The sequence below is a fragment of the Deinococcus proteolyticus MRP genome, from assembly GCF_000190555.1.
GTDB classification, from domain to species: domain Bacteria; phylum Deinococcota; class Deinococci; order Deinococcales; family Deinococcaceae; genus Deinococcus; species Deinococcus proteolyticus.
This window is the reverse complement of the sequence record NC_015169.1, coordinates 297,638-314,518: the sequence shown is the minus strand read 5'-3', so window position 1 is coordinate 314,518 and position 16,881 is coordinate 297,638. Positions and strand designations below refer to the sequence as shown.

10 protein-coding genes and 2 riboswitches are annotated in these 16,881 nt (G+C 67.9%); of the genes, 5 read left to right on the top strand and 5 right to left on the bottom strand.

The annotated features are described in order from the left end of the window. Positions 1-151 precede the first annotated feature (151 nt). Positions 152-274, bottom strand: a riboswitch (SAM riboswitch). Between the two features lie 239 nt (positions 275-513). Beyond that, the gene (locus DEIPR_RS11555; protein WP_169310707.1) at positions 514-3,003 is read left to right on the top strand and encodes a glycoside hydrolase family 3 C-terminal domain-containing protein; all 2,490 of its coding nucleotides are present in this window, start codon (positions 514-516) and stop codon (positions 3,001-3,003) included. Between the two features lie 61 nt (positions 3,004-3,064). Here DEIPR_RS11555 and DEIPR_RS11550 read toward each other — a convergent pair whose 3' ends face one another. Beyond that, complete coding sequence (locus tag DEIPR_RS11550; RefSeq protein ID WP_013623139.1) at positions 3,065-4,189, bottom strand: ABC transporter substrate-binding protein; 1,125 nt, start codon at positions 4,187-4,189, stop codon at positions 3,065-3,067. Between the two features lie 169 nt (positions 4,190-4,358). On the opposite strand from DEIPR_RS11550, the gene DEIPR_RS11545 reads away from it, so the two are divergent. Next, complete coding sequence (locus tag DEIPR_RS11545) at positions 4,359-5,213, top strand: ABC transporter permease (protein ID WP_013623138.1); 855 nt, start codon at positions 4,359-4,361, stop codon at positions 5,211-5,213. Further along, positions 5,210-5,950 carry an ABC transporter ATP-binding protein gene (locus DEIPR_RS11540; protein WP_013623137.1) on the top strand — a complete coding sequence of 247 codons (741 nt, stop codon included), beginning with the start codon at positions 5,210-5,212 and terminating at the stop codon, positions 5,948-5,950. The genes DEIPR_RS11545 and DEIPR_RS11540 overlap by 4 nt, the downstream gene beginning before the upstream one ends. A 19-nt stretch (positions 5,951-5,969) precedes the next feature. On the opposite strand, the gene DEIPR_RS11535 is transcribed toward DEIPR_RS11540, so the two are convergent. The 3 genes from DEIPR_RS11535 to DEIPR_RS11525 form a co-directional block, all read right to left on the bottom strand. Next, on the bottom strand, positions 5,970-7,169 hold the full coding sequence (locus DEIPR_RS11535; RefSeq protein ID WP_013623136.1) for an amino acid permease: 1,200 nt from the start codon (positions 7,167-7,169) through the stop codon (positions 5,970-5,972). A 64-nt stretch (positions 7,170-7,233) separates the two neighbouring features. Continuing rightward, the gene (metH, locus tag DEIPR_RS11530; protein ID WP_013623135.1) at positions 7,234-10,932 is read right to left on the bottom strand and encodes a methionine synthase; all 3,699 of its coding nucleotides are present in this window, start codon (positions 10,930-10,932) and stop codon (positions 7,234-7,236) included. A 150-nt stretch (positions 10,933-11,082) separates the two neighbouring features. Then, a complete protein-coding gene (locus DEIPR_RS11525) occupies positions 11,083-11,937 on the bottom strand; it encodes a methylenetetrahydrofolate reductase (protein ID WP_013623134.1) in 855 nt (284 codons plus the stop codon). A 250-nt stretch (positions 11,938-12,187) separates the two neighbouring features. Beyond that, a riboswitch (SAM riboswitch) is annotated at positions 12,188-12,318 on the top strand. A gap of 123 nt (positions 12,319-12,441) precedes the next feature. Here DEIPR_RS11525 and DEIPR_RS11520 point away from each other — a divergent pair. Both DEIPR_RS11520 and DEIPR_RS11515 read left to right on the top strand, forming a co-directional pair. Then, positions 12,442-13,740, top strand: a complete 1,299-nt coding sequence (locus tag DEIPR_RS11520; RefSeq protein WP_013623133.1) for an O-acetylhomoserine aminocarboxypropyltransferase/cysteine synthase family protein — start codon at positions 12,442-12,444, stop codon at positions 13,738-13,740. A 36-nt stretch (positions 13,741-13,776) separates the two neighbouring features. Next, entirely contained in the window at positions 13,777-14,784 is a 1,008-nt protein-coding gene (locus DEIPR_RS11515; protein WP_013623132.1) for a homoserine O-acetyltransferase family protein, read from the top strand. A gap of 114 nt (positions 14,785-14,898) precedes the next feature. Here the strand turns inward: DEIPR_RS11515 and DEIPR_RS11510 are convergent, their stop codons facing one another. Next, complete coding sequence (locus DEIPR_RS11510) at positions 14,899-16,701, bottom strand: DUF937 domain-containing protein (protein WP_013623131.1); 1,803 nt, start codon at positions 16,699-16,701, stop codon at positions 14,899-14,901. Between the last annotated feature and the right edge of the window lie 180 nt (positions 16,702-16,881).

Below are 16,881 nucleotides of genomic sequence, written 5' to 3'. Positions count from 1 at the left end.
AGCGGAACGGAGGGCCACCAGCAGGGCCTGAGCAGAGGCAGGGCCAGTGGGGTAAAAAAGAACGTTCCCTTTCCTGGGCGTTGAAACTCGGAAGGGAACGCTGTGTGTTCTCGCTTGGCTTCCCCGCCCGCAGGCGAGGGAAAGCCCCCTTCCCTTATCGTTCCCGTCGCTTCACATCGTGATTCACGCGGGCTGGCGGAGCACCGTGGCCGTAATGAGGGCCGGTTGCTGCGGTGGTTATCGGGCCAGTTCCCTGCACCGCTCTGGATAAAGGTTGCGACCCACGTATGGGGGTCTGAAAGGGGAGTGTAGTAGCTCTTCGCCGGAAGTGTCAAGGGCTAGCGTCCGGCTGGCGCCTGTTCACTGCGGTGCGTTCCGGCTTCTTGTAGCCTGCCCGGCCACTGCTCTATGCCTCTCTGCACGCCCTACCGCAGCCCCGTCCTGACGGCCGACTCGACTTCTGGGCCGGCCCTGACAGACGTGGTCAGAGGCCCCCCGGTACACTGCTGGGATATGGTCCAGACGCCCCCTGCCGCCTCCCCACCCACCCCCGATTTCCAGAGCTGCCTGCGCCGCGCCGAGGCTCTGCCGCTGCCCGAGGTGCTGGCCCTGCTGTCGGGCCGCGACTACTGGCACACCCAGGCGGCCGGGGGCGCACGGGCGCTGCGTATGACCGACGGCCCTCACGGTATCCGCCGTCAGCTGGGCGACCAGAGTCGGTCGGACCTGAACAACAGCGCGCCGGCCACCTGCTATCCCACCGCTTCGGCACTGGCGGCCAGCTGGAACCCGGCGCTGGTGGGGGCAGTGGGGGAGATGCTGGGCCGCGAGGCCCGCGCCGAGGGGGTAGACGTGCTGCTGGGGCCGGGACTGAACCTCAAGCGGTCGCCGCTGTGCGGGCGTAATTTTGAGTATTTCTCTGAAGATCCGCTGCTCTCGGGTGACCTGGCGGCCGCCTGGGTCAGCAGTATCCAGAGCCAGGGCGTGGGCGCCAGCCTCAAGCATTTTGTGGCGAACAACCAGGAATACCGGCGCATGTCCATTGACGCGGTGGTGGATGAGCGGGCGCTGCGCGAACTGTACCTGGCCGGCTTCGAAAAAGCGGTGCGCGGGGCCCGCCCCTGGACCGTGATGGCGGCCTACAACGGCGTGAACGGCCGCTACTGCTGCGAGTCGCCCCGGCTGCTGCAGGGCATCCTGCGCCGCGAGTGGGGCTACGACGGCCTGGTGGTCAGCGACTGGGGCGCCGTCAGCGACCGGGCGGCTGCGTTTCACAGTGGGCTGGACCTGGAAATGCCCGGTGTGCCGGCCCTGACCGCGCCCGCTCTGGAGGTGGCGCTGCGAGAGGGCCGGGTGCAGGAAGCCGAGCTGCGCCGCGCCGCTGCCCGCGTGCTGCAGCTGGCCGCCCGTGCGGACACGGCGCAGGCGGCCGAGCAGCCTTTCGACCCGGAAGCGGCGCACGCCCTGGCCCGCGAGGCGGCCGTGCAGGGAAGCGTCCTGCTCAAGAACGACCGGCTGGACGGCACGCCGCTGCTGCCCCTGCGGCCGGACACCGGGCGGCTGGCGGTGGTGGGGGCTTTTGCGGCGCAGCCGCGCTACCAGGGAGCGGGCAGTTCGCAGCTGGTGCCACGCCGGCTGGACATTCCGCTGGACGCCCTGCGGGAAGCGTTCGGCGCCGCGCAGGTCACCTACTCGGCCGGCTATCCGCGTGCCGGCGACCAGAGCGACCCGCAGCTGCTGGCCGAAGCGGCGCAGGCGGCAGCACAGGCCGACGTAGTGGTGGCGTTCGTGGGTCTGCCCGAAGCGTTCGAGGTGGAAGGCATCGACCGTCAGCATCTGGGCCTGCCGGCCAGCCACAACGCCCTGATCGAGGAGCTGCTGGTGTCCAACCCCCGGCTGGTGGTGGTGGTCCAGGGCGGGGCTCCGGTAGAGCTGCCCTGGGCCGAGCGGGTGCCCGCCATCCTGAACGCCTACCTGGGTGGGCAGGCGGGCGGCAGTGCCGTCGCTGCTCTGCTGAGCGGCGCCGCCAACCCGAGCGGGCGGCTGGCCGAAAGTTGGGCGGCCCAGCTGGAGCACTGGCCTTCCAGCGACCAGTACCCCGGCGGCCCCCGCACGGTGGAATACCGCGAGAGCCTGCTGCTGGGCTACCGCTACTTTGACCGCCCTGAAGTGCAGGCGCCTGTCCCGTTTCCCTTCGGGCACGGCCTGAGCTACACCCAGTTCCGCTACTCGGACGCCCGGCCTGCCGCCGATGGCCGCTCAGTCACCCTGACCGTGACCAATGTGGGCAGCCGCGCCGGCGCCGAGGTCGTGCAGCTGTACCTGCACCGGCCGCAGGAAACCTCGGCAGTGCTGCGGCCTGGGCAGGCGCTGGCAGCCTATGCACGCGCCGAGCTGGCCCCTGGCGAGTCCCAGGACGTGACCCTGACCCTTCCCGCCCGCGCTTTCGCCCACTACGACCCCTTCTGGGGACGCTGGCGCACCGAGGCCGGCGAGTGGCAGGTGCGCATCGGTGCCTCGTCGCGGGATATCCGGGTGCAGTACCGCGTGCAGGTGGCTGGCGAAACCCTCAGGTACGAGCAGGAGCCTGGCGGCGGCACCCTCCCTGCCAGTTACCGCCGGCTCAGCTTTCCGCTGCGGGTCAGCCGCTCCGATTTCCAGGCGCTGTACGGCCGCCCACTCCCGGACAACCGCGATTACCGCACCGGCAGCTATACCGCCAACACCCCGCTGGACGCCATGCAGGAACATCCGCTCGCCAGTGGGCTGTTCCGGGTGCTGGTGTGGCATCAGCGCGACCTGGTAGGCGATACCGGGGCCAGCATGAATTCGGCGCATAACCTGCGCCAACTGCCGCTGCGGGCCATGAACATGAACCCTGGCCTGACCGCCAACCCGCCGCTCGCCCGCTTCCTGGCCGAGGTCATCAACCGTCACTACGGCCCGGCGCTGCGGGAGCTGAGATTGGCTCTGCGCCGCAGCTGGCACAAGCGCCGCCACTAAGCACCCCGGGGCAGGCCGTAAGGATGGATTCCACGGCCTGCCCCCAGGGTGCGCTTTCGGTTTACTCGTTCAGGCTGCGGACCACACTCAGGTCCAGCAGCTCACCCAGGTCCGGCGCCTGCCGTGAGAAGCCGGCTTCCTGATTCAGCGCGGCGTACTCGGCCAGGGTGTCTGCGTTGATGTCCCAGGTCACCTGCGTGCGGCTGAGGGCCTTTTGCAGTTCCGCGTCGCTGGGGCGCTTGCCGGTCATTTCCTCCAGCTGCCGGGTCACGGCGGCGCGGGCTTCGTCCGGCTGGTCCTGCACGAACGCGACCGCCTGCCGGTGGGCCCCCAGCAGGGCCCGCAGGGTGCCGGGGTACTGCTCGGCGTACTCACGGTTGACGACCAGTACGGTGGTGGTGTAGTCGCCGCCCGCCCAGATGCCTTTCTCGTCCACCAGCAGCCGGGCCCCCTGATTTTCCAGCACGGCGCCCCAGGGCTCCTGCACCAGCGCCGCTTCAACCTGCCCGCTTGCAAACGCGGCAGGCATGTCGGCAGGGTTGATGGGCACCACCGTCACGTCGCCGCCCTCGTCGGCCGTCTTCAGGCCGTTCTCGTGCAGCAGGTGCCGCAGGCTGATGTCCTGGGTGGAGCCACGGGTAGGCACGGCGACCTTTTTGCCCGCCAGGTCGGCCACCGACTGCGCTCCGCTGTCCGGCTGAACCACCAGCACGGCGCCTGCGTTGGCTGCGCCGGCGTAAATCTTGAGCGGCACTCCCTGCATAAAGGCGTTCATGGCCGGGCCCGGCCCCACGTAGGCCGCGTCCAGCGTGCCGGCGGCGAACGCCTCGTTGATTTGCGACCCGTTGGCGAAGTGGCTCACCTTCAGGGCCGTGTTGCCCAGGCTCTTGGTAAAGAGGCCCTGGTCCACGCCCACCAGGCCGGCGGCGTGGGTCACGTTGGGAAACAGCCCCAGGCGCAGCTCGGGGGCGGTGGCTTCCGCTCCCGCCTGGCCCGTTTGCCCGGTCTGGGCCATGCTGGAGGTGCCAGAAGTGCTGGCAGTCCCAGTGCCGGAAGTGCCAGTGCCGGAGGCGGCGCTGTTCCCGCCCTGCGGTGAGCAGGCGGCCAGCAGAGCCGTCAGGAGGAGGCCCAGTGCGAGGCGTGGGGGACTCAGTGGGGCGCGGAAGCGGAATGGGGCATCGGTCATGGGAAACCTCCTGGTCGGGTCGGAGAACTCGGGTGAAGTGGACACGGAACCCGGAAGGCCGCCACTGTACAGCGGGCCGGGGATGGGGTATGGTTTAGCACTATATCTATTATCACTGCAAGCCATATCTTCACCCTTTCCCTTTTTTCCCCTTTCCCCGGACGTGTCCATGACTGAACCCATATCTCCTGCTGACTCCTCCCGTCCCGGCGCTGCTCACCCGGCCGGCCGCCGGGCCGTCCTGAGCCGTACTCTCGCCTGGCAGCTGGGCGGACTGCTGCTGCTGCTGGGCACGTGGTGGTTGGTGACCGATGGGCTGCGGCTGTACCCGCCTTACGTGTTTCCCAGCCCCAGTGCCGTGTGGGCCGAAATCAGCTATGGGCTGTGGGGCACCGGCCCGCAGGACGGCAAGCTAATGATTTCGGTGCTGGGCAGCCTGCGGCGGGTGCTGACCGGCTACGCGCTGGCCCTGCTGGTGGGCGGCGGCCTGGGCGTGCTGATGGGCATCTGGGCGCCGCTGCGGGCCACGCTGGGTGCGTATCTGACCGGTATTCAGAGCGTGCCCAGCATCGCCTTCGTGCCGTTTGCCATCCTGTTTTTCGGGCTGAACGAGCGGGCGGTACTGGCGGTGGTGATTCTGGAAGCCCTGATTCCGGTGGCGCTGGCTGTGTCGGGCGCCCTGCTGAATGTGCCTCCGGCGCTGCGGGTGGCGGGACGGACTCTGGGCGCCAGCGGACCGGCGCTGACCCTGCGGGTGTTGCTGCCGGCAGCGTTGCCCAGTGTCCTCGGCGGTCTGCGTACCGCCTGGAGTTTCGCCTGGCGTGCCCTGATTGGCGGTGAGCTGCTGATTGCCGGGGCCGGCAGCCTGGGCGAACAGCTGGAAGTGGGCCGCAACACCGCCAACGTGGCGCTGGTGCTGGCCACCATCCTGATTATCGGCCTGATTGGGGGGCTGTTCGATGCCCTGCTGCGCCGGACAGAGGCCCGCGTGCGGCGCGATTATGGCCTGGAGGTGAACGCATGACCCGCCCCAAACCTGTGCTGTTCCCCGGCTCTACGCAGGACGGCGCTGAGCTGAGCTTGCAGGAGGTCGCTTACCGTTACCGCACTGGTCAGGCAACGGCCAGCAGCGGCGCCGGACCGCTGAACTTCCGGGTGGTGCCGGGCGAGTTCCTGAGTGTGGTGGGGCCTTCGGGCAGCGGCAAAAGCACCCTGCTGGGGCTGCTGGCCGGGTTCCTGTCGCCTCAGCAGGGCGAGATTCGGCTGGACGGCACGCTGCTGCGCGGACCCCACCCCCGGCTGACGCTGGTGCAGCAGGAAGCGGCGCTGTTTCCCTGGCTGACAGTGGGCGGCAACGTGCGGTTCGGGCTGCGCGGACTGCCACGCGCCGAGCAGGACCGCCGGGTGCAGGACAGCCTGGCGCTGGTGGGACTGCCGGACCTGGGCGGGCGCCGTATCCACGAACTGAGCGGCGGCCAGCGCCAGCGGGTCAGCTTGGCCCGTGCCCTGGCGACCCGTCCCGGCGTCCTGCTGCTTGACGAGCCTTTCAGCGCGCTGGACGTGGCGACCCGCGAGCGCCTGAGTGCCGAACTGCTGGACATCTGGCGGCAGCGGGGCGTCACGGTGGTGTTCGTGACCCACCACCTCGAAGAAGCACTGGCCCTGGGCGAGCGGGTCATGGCCCTGCGCGGGGGGGAAACCGTGCTGGACGCCCCCACTGCCGGCCTGAGCCTACCGGAACTGGAGGCGGCGCTGCGTTAGGTCGCCGCCTCAGCCGCTTTCAGCCGCTGACTTTCGGCAGCAGGTCCAGCCCCATCAGCAGCGGGACCAGCAGCAGCAGGATGCCTACCAGGGGGACCAGCCAAAGCAGGGCCGGTCCGCCCGGGAGCTGGATGTCCTGCCCCTGCCTCCGGGCGTGCCGGACCAGGACGAACGGCAGCAGAATGCTGTAAATGACCGCCATCAACCCGCTGTAGGACAGCAGCACCACAAAGGCGCCCGGTACCAGCAGCGTGACCAGGACCGGCGGCACCAGCGTCAGCAGCATGATGGGCCAGCCGCGCCGGTCCCCCCGGCGGGCGATACCCGGAAAGCTGTCGCGCAGGCTGTCGGTCAGCGAAAGGCCGATTCCCAGAAACGACGTGGTGAGTGCCAGTCCGGCGAAAAGGTCCATGCCGCCGCCCAGCAAGCGGTTGCCGGTGGCCGCCGTGACCAGATCGCTCAGCTCGCCCAGCGAGGTCAGGCCGCTCAGCTGGGCCTGCGGAATCAGCCCGTGGATGGCCAGCTGCCACACCAGGTAGGCGGCCAGGGGAATGCCGGTGCCCCACAGCACGGCGCGGCGCAGCTCGGCCGGGTCGTTGTCCAGGAACTCCGCGATGGACGGCAGCACCACATGAAAGCTGTAGGCGGTCACGAACACTGGCAGGATAGACAGCGTCAGCCCCAGCTCCTGCGGCGGGGCGCTCAGGTGGCCCAGGCTGACCCGGGGCAGCATCAGCGCCAGCAGCCCGCCGAACACCAGCAGCTGCACCGGGAACAGCCAGCGGTTCACGCCGTCCACCCCGCGCACACCCTGCTTGACCACCAGGCCGAACAAGACTGTGTAGACCAGCACGCCCGGCGTATGGCCCAGGCCCAGCAGCCGCGACAGCAGGTTGCCGCCCTCATTGGTGTAGGCGGCCATCAGGCCGTACATGTACAGCAAAATAGCGGCCGTGACGGCAAACCGCGCCGGCTTGCCGTGGGCCTGGTCCGCCAGAGTCGAAAAGCCTTCTTGGGGCGAGTGGTAGCGGTAGACCTCCAGAAACATCAGCGCGGTGTAATAGGTCAGTCCCCAGACCGCCACCAGCCCCAGCGCCGTAAGGCCGAAGCCGGCCCTGGACGTGGTGAGCGGCATGGCCAGCATCCCCGCTCCCAACGTCGTTCCGGCAATCAGCATCACCGCGCCCCATGTTTTTCCCTGTTGTGCCCGCTGCGTCATGGGGAATTACTGTAGCAGCTGCTCCGGCAGGCTCCTGCTCTGTCAGGTTGCTGGCTCCCCGGCCCTACTCCGCCAGGTTGGGCCGCAACCAGCGCTGGGCTTCTGCCACGCTCCAGCCTTTGCGGGCGGCGTAGTCCTCCACTTGGTCGGTGCCCAGCTTGCCCACCCCGAAATAACCGCTGTCCGGGTGTGCGAAATACAGGCCCGATACGGCCGAGGGCGGGGTCATGGCGTAACTTTCGGTGAGGTCCAATCCGGCCAGTTCACGGGCGTTCAGCAGGCGGAACAGGGTGCCTTTCTCGGTGTGGTCGGGGCAGGCCGGGTAGCCGGGCGCCGGGCGAATGCCCTGATAACGCTCGCGAATCAGGTCGTCGTTGCTCAGCTCCTCGTCCGGAGCGTAGCCCCACAGCTCGCGGCGCACTTGCCGGTGCAGCGCCTCGGCGAAGGCTTCGGCCAAGCGGTCGGCCAGCAGCCCGGTCATGATCGCGGCGTAGTCGTCGTGGCGGGCCTTATGCCCGGCGATGATTTCCTCGGCGCCGTGAATACCCACCGCGAACCCACCGATGTAGTCGCCCGACGGCGCCACGAAATCGGCCAGGGCGCGGTTGGGGCGGCCCTCACGCTGCTGCCCCTGCTGCCGCAGGGTGTGCAGGGTGGCCCCTTCTTCGCGGCGGGTATCGTCGGTAAACAGCTGTACGTCGTCGCCGCGCCGCTCGGCGGGCCAGAAGCCCACCACGCCGCGTGCCTCCAGCCGGCCACCTTCGACCAAGTCACGCAGTGCCTGCTGAGCGTCGGTGTAGAGGCTGCGGGCCTGCTCTCCCACCACCTCGTCGTCCAGAATCTGCGGGAAGCGCCCGGCCAGCTCCCAGCCGATAAAAAAGGGCGTCCAGTCAATGAAGGGCAGCAGGTCTTTCAAGTTGAAAGTGACCGGCCGCTCCCCCAGGAAACTGGGCCGGACCGGCGCGTAGCTCAGCTGAGGAGCGCCCGCCCGCGCCTGTGCCAGCGGCAGAATCTGCCGGCGCTCGCCGCGCTGCGCGAACTGCTCGCGGGCTTTGGCGTACTGCTCGGCCACTTCCTCGGCCAGGCCCGGCCGCTCCTGCTCGCTGATGGCGCGGGCCGTGACCCCTACACTGCGGCTGGCGTCCAGCACATGCACCGTCAGGCCGCCGTACTGCGGAGCGATTTTCACGGCGGTATGAACCCGGCTGGTGGTGGCTCCGCCGATCAAGAGCGGCAGGCCGCCGCTGCGCGCCCCCAGACCCCGGCGCTGCATTTCCTCGGCCACGCCCACCATCTCGTCCAGACTGGGCGTGATCAGACCCGAAAGCCCGATGATGTCGGCCTGCAGCCGCTCGGCTTCGTCCAGAATGCGCTCGGCAGGAACCATCACGCCCAGGTCGTGGACCTCGAACCCGTTGCAGGCCAGCACCACCCCCACGATGTTCTTGCCGATGTCGTGCACGTCGCCCTTCACGGTCGCCAGCACCACCCGCCCGGCACTCTGGCGCTGGCCCTGGCCCTCTTGCAGGTAGGGTTCCAGGTGCGCCACCGCCTGCTTCATCACGCGGGCGGACTTGACCACCTGCGGCAGGAACATCTTGCCGCTGCCGAACAGGTCGCCCACCACGTTCATGCCGTCCATCAGCGGGCCTTCAATCACCTTCAGGGCGCCTCCCAGCTCCAGGCGGGCCGCTTCAGCGTCCTCCACGATGAACTCGGTGATGCCGCGCACCAGGGCGTGTTCCAGCCGTTTGGCTACCGGCTGCTCACGCCAGCTCAGGTCGCGTTCTTTTTTGGCCGCTCCGCCTGCGACGTGTTCGCTGTATTCCAGCAGCCGTTCGGTGGCGTCGGGGCGGCGGGCCAGCAGCACGTCCTCCACCCTCTCCAGCAGCTCCGGTTCGATTTCGCTGTAGACCTCCAGCGTGCTGGGGTTCACGATGCCCATGTCCATCCCGGCCTGGCGGGCGTGGTACAGGAAGGCCGCATTCATCGCCTCACGCACCGCCGAGTTGCCCCGGAACGAGAACGACACGTTGCTCACGCCGCCGCTGACCAGGGCGCCGGGCAGGTTGGCCTTGATCCAGCGCGCCGCCTCGAAAAAGTCCAGCGCGTAACGGTCGTGCTCGGGAATGCCGGTGCCCACCGGGAAAATGTTGGGGTCGAAGATGATGTCCTGCGGCGGAAAGCCGTGGGCGGTCAGGAGCGTGTAGGCCCGCTGGCAAATGGCGATGCGCCGCTCCAGCGTGTCGGCCTGGCCCTGCTCGTCGAAAGCCATCACCACCGCCGCCGCCCCGTAGCGCCGCAGCACGCCGGCCTGGCGCAGGAATTCGGCCTCGCCCTCCTTCAGCGAGATGGAGTTGACCACGGCCTTGCCCTGCACCCGCTTCAGCCCCGCTTCAATCACGCTGAAGCGGCTGGAATCCAGCATGATGGGCACCCGGGCGATGTCCGGCTCGGAGGCGATCAGGTTCAGGAATTCCACCATCGCTTCCTGCGAATCCAGCATCGCCTCGTCCATGTTGATGTCAATCATCTGGGCGCCGCCCTCCACCTGCTCGCGGGCCACGTCCAGCGCTTCGTCGAACTGCCGGTCACGAATCAGGCGCAGGAAGCGGCGCGAGCCGGTCACGTTGGTGCGCTCGCCCACGTTCAGGAAGTTGGATTCGGGCCGTAGCGTCAGCACTTCCAGGCCGGCATAGGTGGGCAGGCCGGAAGGGTGCGGGGGCACGCGGGGGCTGCGCCGCTGCGCCGCTGCGGCAAAGGCGCGGATGTGCTCCGGTGTGGTGCCGCAGCAGCCGCCGACGATGTTCACCCAGCCCTGCTCCAGCCACTCGTCCATCACGTCCAGCATGGTCTGCGGGGTTTCGTCGTAGCCGCCCAGGGCGTTAGGCAGGCCGGCGTTGGGATAGGCGCTGGTAAAAAAGGGCGTGCTGGCCGACAGTTCCTGCACATGGCCGCGCAGCTCGGCCGGGCCCAGCGCACAGTTCAGCCCCACCGACAGCAGCGGCAGATGCGAGATGGACGCCAGGAAAGCCCCCAGCGTCTGCCCCGACAGGGTGCGCCCCGAAGCGTCGGTGATGGTGCCCGACACCATGATGGGCACCTGCCGGCCCTGCTGGCCGAACACTTCCTCGGCGGCGTACAGGGCAGCTTTGGCGTTGAGCGTATCGAACACAGTTTCTATCAGCAGCGCGTCCACGCCGCCGTCCAGCAGGCCGTGAATCTGCTCGCTGTAGCTGCTGACCAGCTCGTCGAAGGTCACGGCGCGGAAGCCGGGGCGGTTCACATCCGGCGACATAGAGGCGGTGCGGTTGGTCGGGCCGATGGCTCCGGCCACCCAGCGCGGCCGCTCGGGGGTGCTGTAGCGCTCGGCCGCGCGGCGGGCCAGCCGGGCGCCCTGCACGTTCAGCTCGTAGATCAGGTCGTCTACCCCGTATTCCGCCAGGCCCAGGCGCGAGCTGGAAAAGGTGTTGGTTTCCGCGATATCCGCGCCCGCCCCGAAATACGCGGCGTGAATCTCCTCGATAAGTTGTGGTTGGGTCAGTGTGAGCAGGTCGTTGGCGCCCTGGAGCGGCAGGGGATGGTCCCTGAGTCGCTCGCCCCGGAAGTCGGCTTCGGTCAGGCGGTGACGCTGAATCATGGTGCCCATCGCCCCGTCCAGAATCAGGATGCGCTCCTGCAGGGCGCGGTGCAGCGGGTGTGCAGCCAGACTGGGCTGTGCGGTGAGGGGCGGCTGGGCAGGTGTAGGAGGGGTGTAGGTCATGGTGCGGTCCTGTTCGGCGGGGGAGAGGGCGGGGCGGAAAGGGGGAATGGGAGAGAGGAGGCCACTTCGGGGTGGCCGCCTGCTGCTTACTGCTCGTATGGGTCCGTAGCTGGAGTCCACCGGTCCGGTCCGGAAGCAGGCCAGGGGGCTCTAGGAGAAGGCCCCGGCCTGCCGGCGGTGATGGCCAGCTGCGGCCAGCGCTGCTGCGCCCAGCTCCTGACCTTCGGGGTCTACGCCACCGCCGGCCGGGGGAAATACGGCGCCCAGGAAGTCGCGTAGGCTGGTGCGAATCGGCATGAAGTACAGGTGGCTGCCGGTGCTCTGGGCATGCTGCACGGCCTCGCGGGCGAAGTCGGTGCACCAGTCGAGCGTGGGCTCGAAGCTGGCCGGAAACACGGCGCGGTTGCGCCTGATCCAGTAGTTGCGGCTGCGCTCGCTGCTCACGTTGGTCAGCCCCCAGTAAATCGGCACGCCAGGCAGCATCTCCCCGAACACTTCCATCAGCCGGGTGTCGAACAGCGGCTGGGTAAACAGGCTGGCAGCTCCGGCCTCAATCTTGCGCAGGGCATAGGTTTGCTCATCTTGCAGGCTCTGGCGGTAGGGGTCCAGCGCGGCATGAACGGTCAGGTCCGGCTGCGCGGCTTTCAGAGCGCGGATAAGCTCCAGGCTGGTGGTGGACTGCACGGGGCGTCCGTCGGTGGGGGGGTCACCCTGCACCACCAGCACCTCGCTCACTCCCAGGCTGCCCAGCTGCCGCAGCACCTGCGGGACATCGCCCAGAGCAATCCGCGACGCCCGCAGGTGCGGAATGCGGCTGAGGCCCTGGGCCTGCGGTAGCGCGCAGCTCTCGCAGGAGCCCAGCTCCAGGTGGTCCAGGTCCGGCAGGTTGACGGCCGTAATGGCGGGCCACAGGCGGCGCAGTTCGTCCAGCTCGGCCTGGAGGCTTTCCCGGGTGCGGGGAACCAGCTCCACCGAAATGCGGGGGGTATATAAGGTTGTGGTCATGGTCTTCTCCTCGTGTCGTGGGGCACGAGGAAAGGCAGGTGGGTCATGCGCGGGCAGGGAAGGGCCCCTGCTGTCCGTACTCGTAGAACACTATAGGGGGCAGCAGGGGGACAGCGTCAAGCGCTGGGCCACAGCGGCACAGAAATGGGGCTGGGAGCGACATTTCGCAGTTGCTGAGCGGCGTACCCCGAGCGTTTGACAAGTTCCGGTCCCCCTGCTAGGGTTGCACTCAGCTCCCGCAAGTTCAGGAGCCTCATTCAGAAGCGCCCGAGAGAACTGGCTCGTTGACGGCGCGGCAACCAGGGCCTCATTTCGCCCACGGTGCTCCGGCCAGCCTGCCGCGCAGGGTTACGATGACCCGCCGCGCAGGACCGATGAGGGAAGGCTGAAATCTTGGCGGATGTTCGTACTCGCGTTATCCCATCAGGCCTCTAAATCCCTCTCCCGGCAGAGGGCTTTTTTTGTGGCCCTCCGGAACTTGAACCCTTCCAGGAGAGAAAACATATGACCCATTTCGAGACCCTGCAGGTGCATGCGGGCCAGCGTCCCGACCCTGCCACCGGTGCCCAGGCGGTGCCGGTCTACCCGACCAACTCTTACGTGTTCGAGTCGGCGGAGCACGCCGCAGACCTGTTCGCGCTGCGGGCGTTCGGCAACATCTACTCGCGCCTGACCAACCCCACCAATGCGGTGCTAGAAGAACGCGTCGCTGCCCTGGAAGGCGGCAGCGGCGCCGTGGCGGTGGCCAGCGGGCACGCGGCGCAGCTCACGGCCCTGACCACGCTGGCGCAGGCCGGCGACAACATCGTGTCTTCGCCCAATCTGTACGGCGGCACCTCCAACCAGTTCCGGGTGACCCTGCAGCGCCTGGGCATCGAGGTCCGCTTTACTTCCGCCGAGGACCGCCCCGAAGAGTTCGCCGCCCTGACCGACGACCGGACCCGCGCCTTTTACGTAGAAACGCTGAGCAACCCTTCGCTGAGCGTGCCTGACTTCGCCGGCTTGGCGGCGGTGGCCCGTGAACACGGCGTCGCCCTGGTGGTGGACAACACTTTTGGAGCCGGCGGGTACTACTGCCAGCCGCTGCTGCACGGCGCCAATGTCCTGGTGGAGTCGCTGAGCAAGTGGATTGGCGGGCACGGCAACGGAATTGGCGGAATTATCGTGGACGGCGGCAATTTCGACTGGGGCAACGGGCGCTATCCACTGTTCAGCGAAGGCAGCCCCAGTTACCACGGCCTGAACTTCTGGGACACCTTTGGCGAGGGGAACGCTCTGGGCCTGCCCAACGTGGCGTTCTCCATCCGTGCCCGCACTGAGGGACTGCGAGACCTGGGCGCGACCCTGGCCCCGCAGCAGGCCTGGCAGTTTATCCAGGGGGTGCAGACCCTTTCGCTGCGGGCCGAGCGTCAGGCCCACAATGCCCAGGCCCTGGCCGAGTGGCTGCGTGGGCAACCTGGTGTGGAACGGGTCACGTACCCGGGACTGCCGGAGCATCCCAGCCATGAGCGGGCCAGGCAGTATTTGCCGCGTGGTTTCGGCGGTGTGCTGACTTTCGAGCTGGGCGGCGGCGTGGCTGCGGGACGTGCCCTGATTGACCGGCTGCAGCTGGCCGAGCATGTGGCCAATGTGGGCGACAACCGCACCCTGGCCATTCATCCGGCCAGCACCACCCACTCGCAGCTCAGCGAGGAGGGGCAGCGGACTGCCGGCGTGACCCCAGGACTGGTGCGCGTGTCGCTGGGCATCGAGCACATTTCAGATATCCAGGCCGACTTTGCCCAGGCCCTGCGGGGACAATGATGCAGCTGGGGCAGGCATGACCGGAAAGGACCAGCGATGACGGCGGACCACAGTTTTGACTACGACTACTCCGAATCCCCGATGGTGCAGGCGGCAGCAGTGCGCTCGCAGGTGTCCTTCGCGCACGTGCGGCTGTTCCGTGACCGGCCCCTGCTGCTCGACTGTGGCCTGGCCGTCAGCGACATTCAGGTGAACTACCACACCTATGGCCGCCCTGCGGAGGAAGCGGTGCTGGTGCTGCATGCCCTGACCGGTGACAGCGCCGTTCACGCCTGGTGGCCGGACTTTCTGGGGGTGGGCCGCCCACTGGACCCCAGCCGAGACTTTATCGTTTGCGGCAACGTACTGGGGGGCTGCAACGGCTCCAGCGGCCCGGAGGACCTTCCGGACGGTGCCACGCTGACCCTGCGTGACATGGCCCGCGCCGGCCGCGCCCTGCTGGAGCACCTTGGGGTACGGCGGGTCAGGGTGGTGGGGTGCAGCATGGGCGGCATGCTGGCCTACGCCTGGCTGCTGGAGAACCCGGACATGGTGGACAGAGCAGTGATTGTGGCCGCTCCGGCGCGGCATTCGCCCTGGGCCGTAGGGCTGAACACGGCGGCCCGCAGCGCGATTGCCCTGGCTCCGGGAGGCGAAGGGCTGAAGGTGGCCCGGCAAATTGCCATGCTCAGCTACCGCAGCCCGGAAAGCCTCGCCCAGCGTCAGCCGCACCGTGCCAGCGGTGAACAGCCGGTGGTGCGCTACCTGCTGAGCCACGGTGAAAAGCTGGCCGCCCGCTTCTCCGAAACCAGTTACCTGGCCATTACCCAGGCGATGGACGCCTTTCAGCCGACCGAGCGTGAACTGCGGGCCATCCGCACCCCGGTGCTGGCGGTCGGAATCTCCAGCGACCTGCTTTACACCGCCCGTGAAGTGCGCGACTCAGTAACGACCCTGCCCTACGGCGAGTACTGGGAGCTGCACAGTCCGCACGGACACGACGCTTTCCTGATGGACCCAGGACAGTTGCCACGGGTGGTGGCTGACTTTCTGCACGGCAACTGAAGCTACGTAGCGCTGCAGCTACACCGTGTTGCGGCTGCGCCGCCCAAAAGCTCTGGGCCGGTATGAAACAACCCCTGCACTGAGGCAGGGGCTGAGAAGGAGTAGAGGTCCGGCTCAGTTGGTGGTCGGGCCAACGTACTGGCCGTTTTCGAAGTTGGCACCGCTCTGCACCACGTTCAGGGTGATGGTGCTTTCAGGGGTGCTCGCGCCGGCCGGGGTCACTTCGTAGGTGATTTCGCCGGTGCTGCCTGCCTGGCCGCCGGGCTCGCTCAGGTAGCTCCAGGAGCAGTTGTCGCCGTTGTCGATGACCTTCTCGCCAATCTGGTCGCTGCCGCGCAGCACACGCACGGTGTAGCTCTCGGCGCTGCCGGTGCCGCCGAAGCGGAAGGGGGCGCTGACGGTATCGCCGTCGGCCAGGCTGAGGCTCAGCACGTCGTTGACCGAGCAGTCGGCCGAGGCCACAGGCTGGTTCACAGTTACGGGCAGTTCTGCCACCTGATTGCCGCTCTCGTCAATCACCGCGTAGGTGCGGTCGCCAGGCTGAGGGGCCGTGATATCGGCGCTCCAGGCTCCCTTTTCGTCTGCGAAGAAGGTGCCTACGTTCACGCCGTCCTCAAACAGAGCGTACTTGGCGTTGGGCTGGCCCTGACCGGCGATGGTGAACGACTCGGCTGGCACGGCGGCGCCACTGGCCGGCTCAGTGATGGTGACAGGCTCACCGGCGGTGCTGGCTGCCGAGGTCGTGGTCGTGCTGGTGGTGGTGCTGACCGTGGCGGCTGCAGCGGGGGTGGTGGCAGCAGCACTGCTGCTCTCGCCAGTGCCCTGCACCGTAAAGATACTGGTGGCCTCGCTGGGGGTGCCGGTAACGGTGTACACGTTTTCACCGGCCAGAGGAGCAGGCATCTGGATTTCCCACTTGCCGTCGGCGTCGGCAGTTTCGGTGGCGAGTAGCTCACCGTTCTGGTTGGTGATGCTCAGAACTTCGTCGGCAGGAGCGGTGCCGCTCAGGACGAAGGGCTCCAGGGGCAGCTCGGCGCCGTCCTTGACGTTGCCCACCACAATGCCTTCGTCGGTGGTGCTGGCCGAAGTGGTACTGGCCGAAGTGGTGCTGGCCGAGGTAGTGGTCGTGGTCGAGGTGGTGGTCTGTGAGGTTGTGGGCGCAGGGATGGGTTCTTCGCGGTTCTGGCTCAGGTACCAGGCCAGGCCACCCAACAGCAGCAGGGGCAGCAGCCACAGCGGGTTGCAGCCGCTGCGCTCCTGCGGCACGGGGGCAGCAGCCAGGTGCCGCTCGGGCTCGGGCTGTGGCGCGGGAGCGGGGGTTGGGGTAGCGTGCACAGGTGCACCTTCACGCACTTCGACTTCGGGGCGGGCAGCCACCGAGTCAATCACTTCGCCGGTGCCGGTACCTTCGACCAGCTGGGTCACGCCTGCAACGCCGGCAGCGGGCAGCATGGCGCTCAGTGCGCCGCGCATACCGGTCAGCTGGCTGGCGGCGTTCTGGGCCGTCACACCGCTGCGGCCCAGGAAGCTCAGCAGCAGAGGCAGCGCCAGGTGGCTCAGGCGGCTGGCCGCACTCTGGTTGCCGCCGGCGAACTGCGCCGCGTCGCCCAGCCAGTTACCGGTCCCGCCGAACAGGCGGCCGCTGAGGGTCTGTCCCAGGGTTTCCAGGCGGCTGAGGCCCTCAGCGCTGCCCAGGGCCTGCTCAGGGTCCTGGGGCAGGTCGCTGCCGGTCCACAGGTCACCCAGGTTGGCTGCGGTCTGCGGGTTGCCGGCCAGGTCAGCCAGGCTGTCCAGCTGACGGGGCAAGATGGTCCGCAGGGCCGACTGGGTCTGGGAAGGGTTCAGGCCAACGGCGCCGGCCAGCAGTTCGACCACGCGGTTGGAGAAAAAATTGCTGAATTGGTCTTGTAAGTTCATAGGTACTCCTTGACGTCAAGGTAGGGGTGACATCCGCCAAGCTCGTGAATTGCAGCTTTAGAAACTATCCATCCTGAAGCTCCGGGCAAAATCCCTTATACTTAGCAATTCATCACCTGCCAGGCCCGGCTCCGGGAAATCCGGCCCTACATCCGGGAAAAGACGTGGTTGGCGGGGCCC

Excerpts from the sequence above, each read along its gene's own strand:
- DEIPR_RS11550 (WP_013623139.1), bottom strand. The coding sequence starts at position 4,189 with ATGACCGATGCCCCATTCCGCTTCCGCGCCCCACTGAGTCCCCCACGC.
- DEIPR_RS11555 (WP_169310707.1), top strand. The coding sequence starts at position 514 with ATGGTCCAGACGCCCCCTGCCGCCTCCCCACCCACCCCCGATTTCCAG.
- DEIPR_RS11540 (WP_013623137.1), top strand. The coding sequence starts at position 5,210 with ATGACCCGCCCCAAACCTGTGCTGTTCCCCGGCTCTACGCAGGACGGC.
- DEIPR_RS11510 (WP_013623131.1), bottom strand. The coding sequence starts at position 16,701 with ATGAACTTACAAGACCAATTCAGCAATTTTTTCTCCAACCGCGTGGTC.
- metH (WP_013623135.1), bottom strand. The coding sequence starts at position 10,932 with ATGACCTACACCCCTCCTACACCTGCCCAGCCGCCCCTCACCGCACAG.
- DEIPR_RS11545 (WP_013623138.1), top strand. The coding sequence starts at position 4,359 with ATGACTGAACCCATATCTCCTGCTGACTCCTCCCGTCCCGGCGCTGCT.
- DEIPR_RS11515 (WP_013623132.1), top strand. The coding sequence starts at position 13,777 with ATGACGGCGGACCACAGTTTTGACTACGACTACTCCGAATCCCCGATG.
- DEIPR_RS11535 (WP_013623136.1), bottom strand. The coding sequence starts at position 7,169 with ATGACGCAGCGGGCACAACAGGGAAAAACATGGGGCGCGGTGATGCTG.
- DEIPR_RS11525 (WP_013623134.1), bottom strand. The coding sequence starts at position 11,937 with ATGACCACAACCTTATATACCCCCCGCATTTCGGTGGAGCTGGTTCCC.
- DEIPR_RS11520 (WP_013623133.1), top strand. The coding sequence starts at position 12,442 with ATGACCCATTTCGAGACCCTGCAGGTGCATGCGGGCCAGCGTCCCGAC.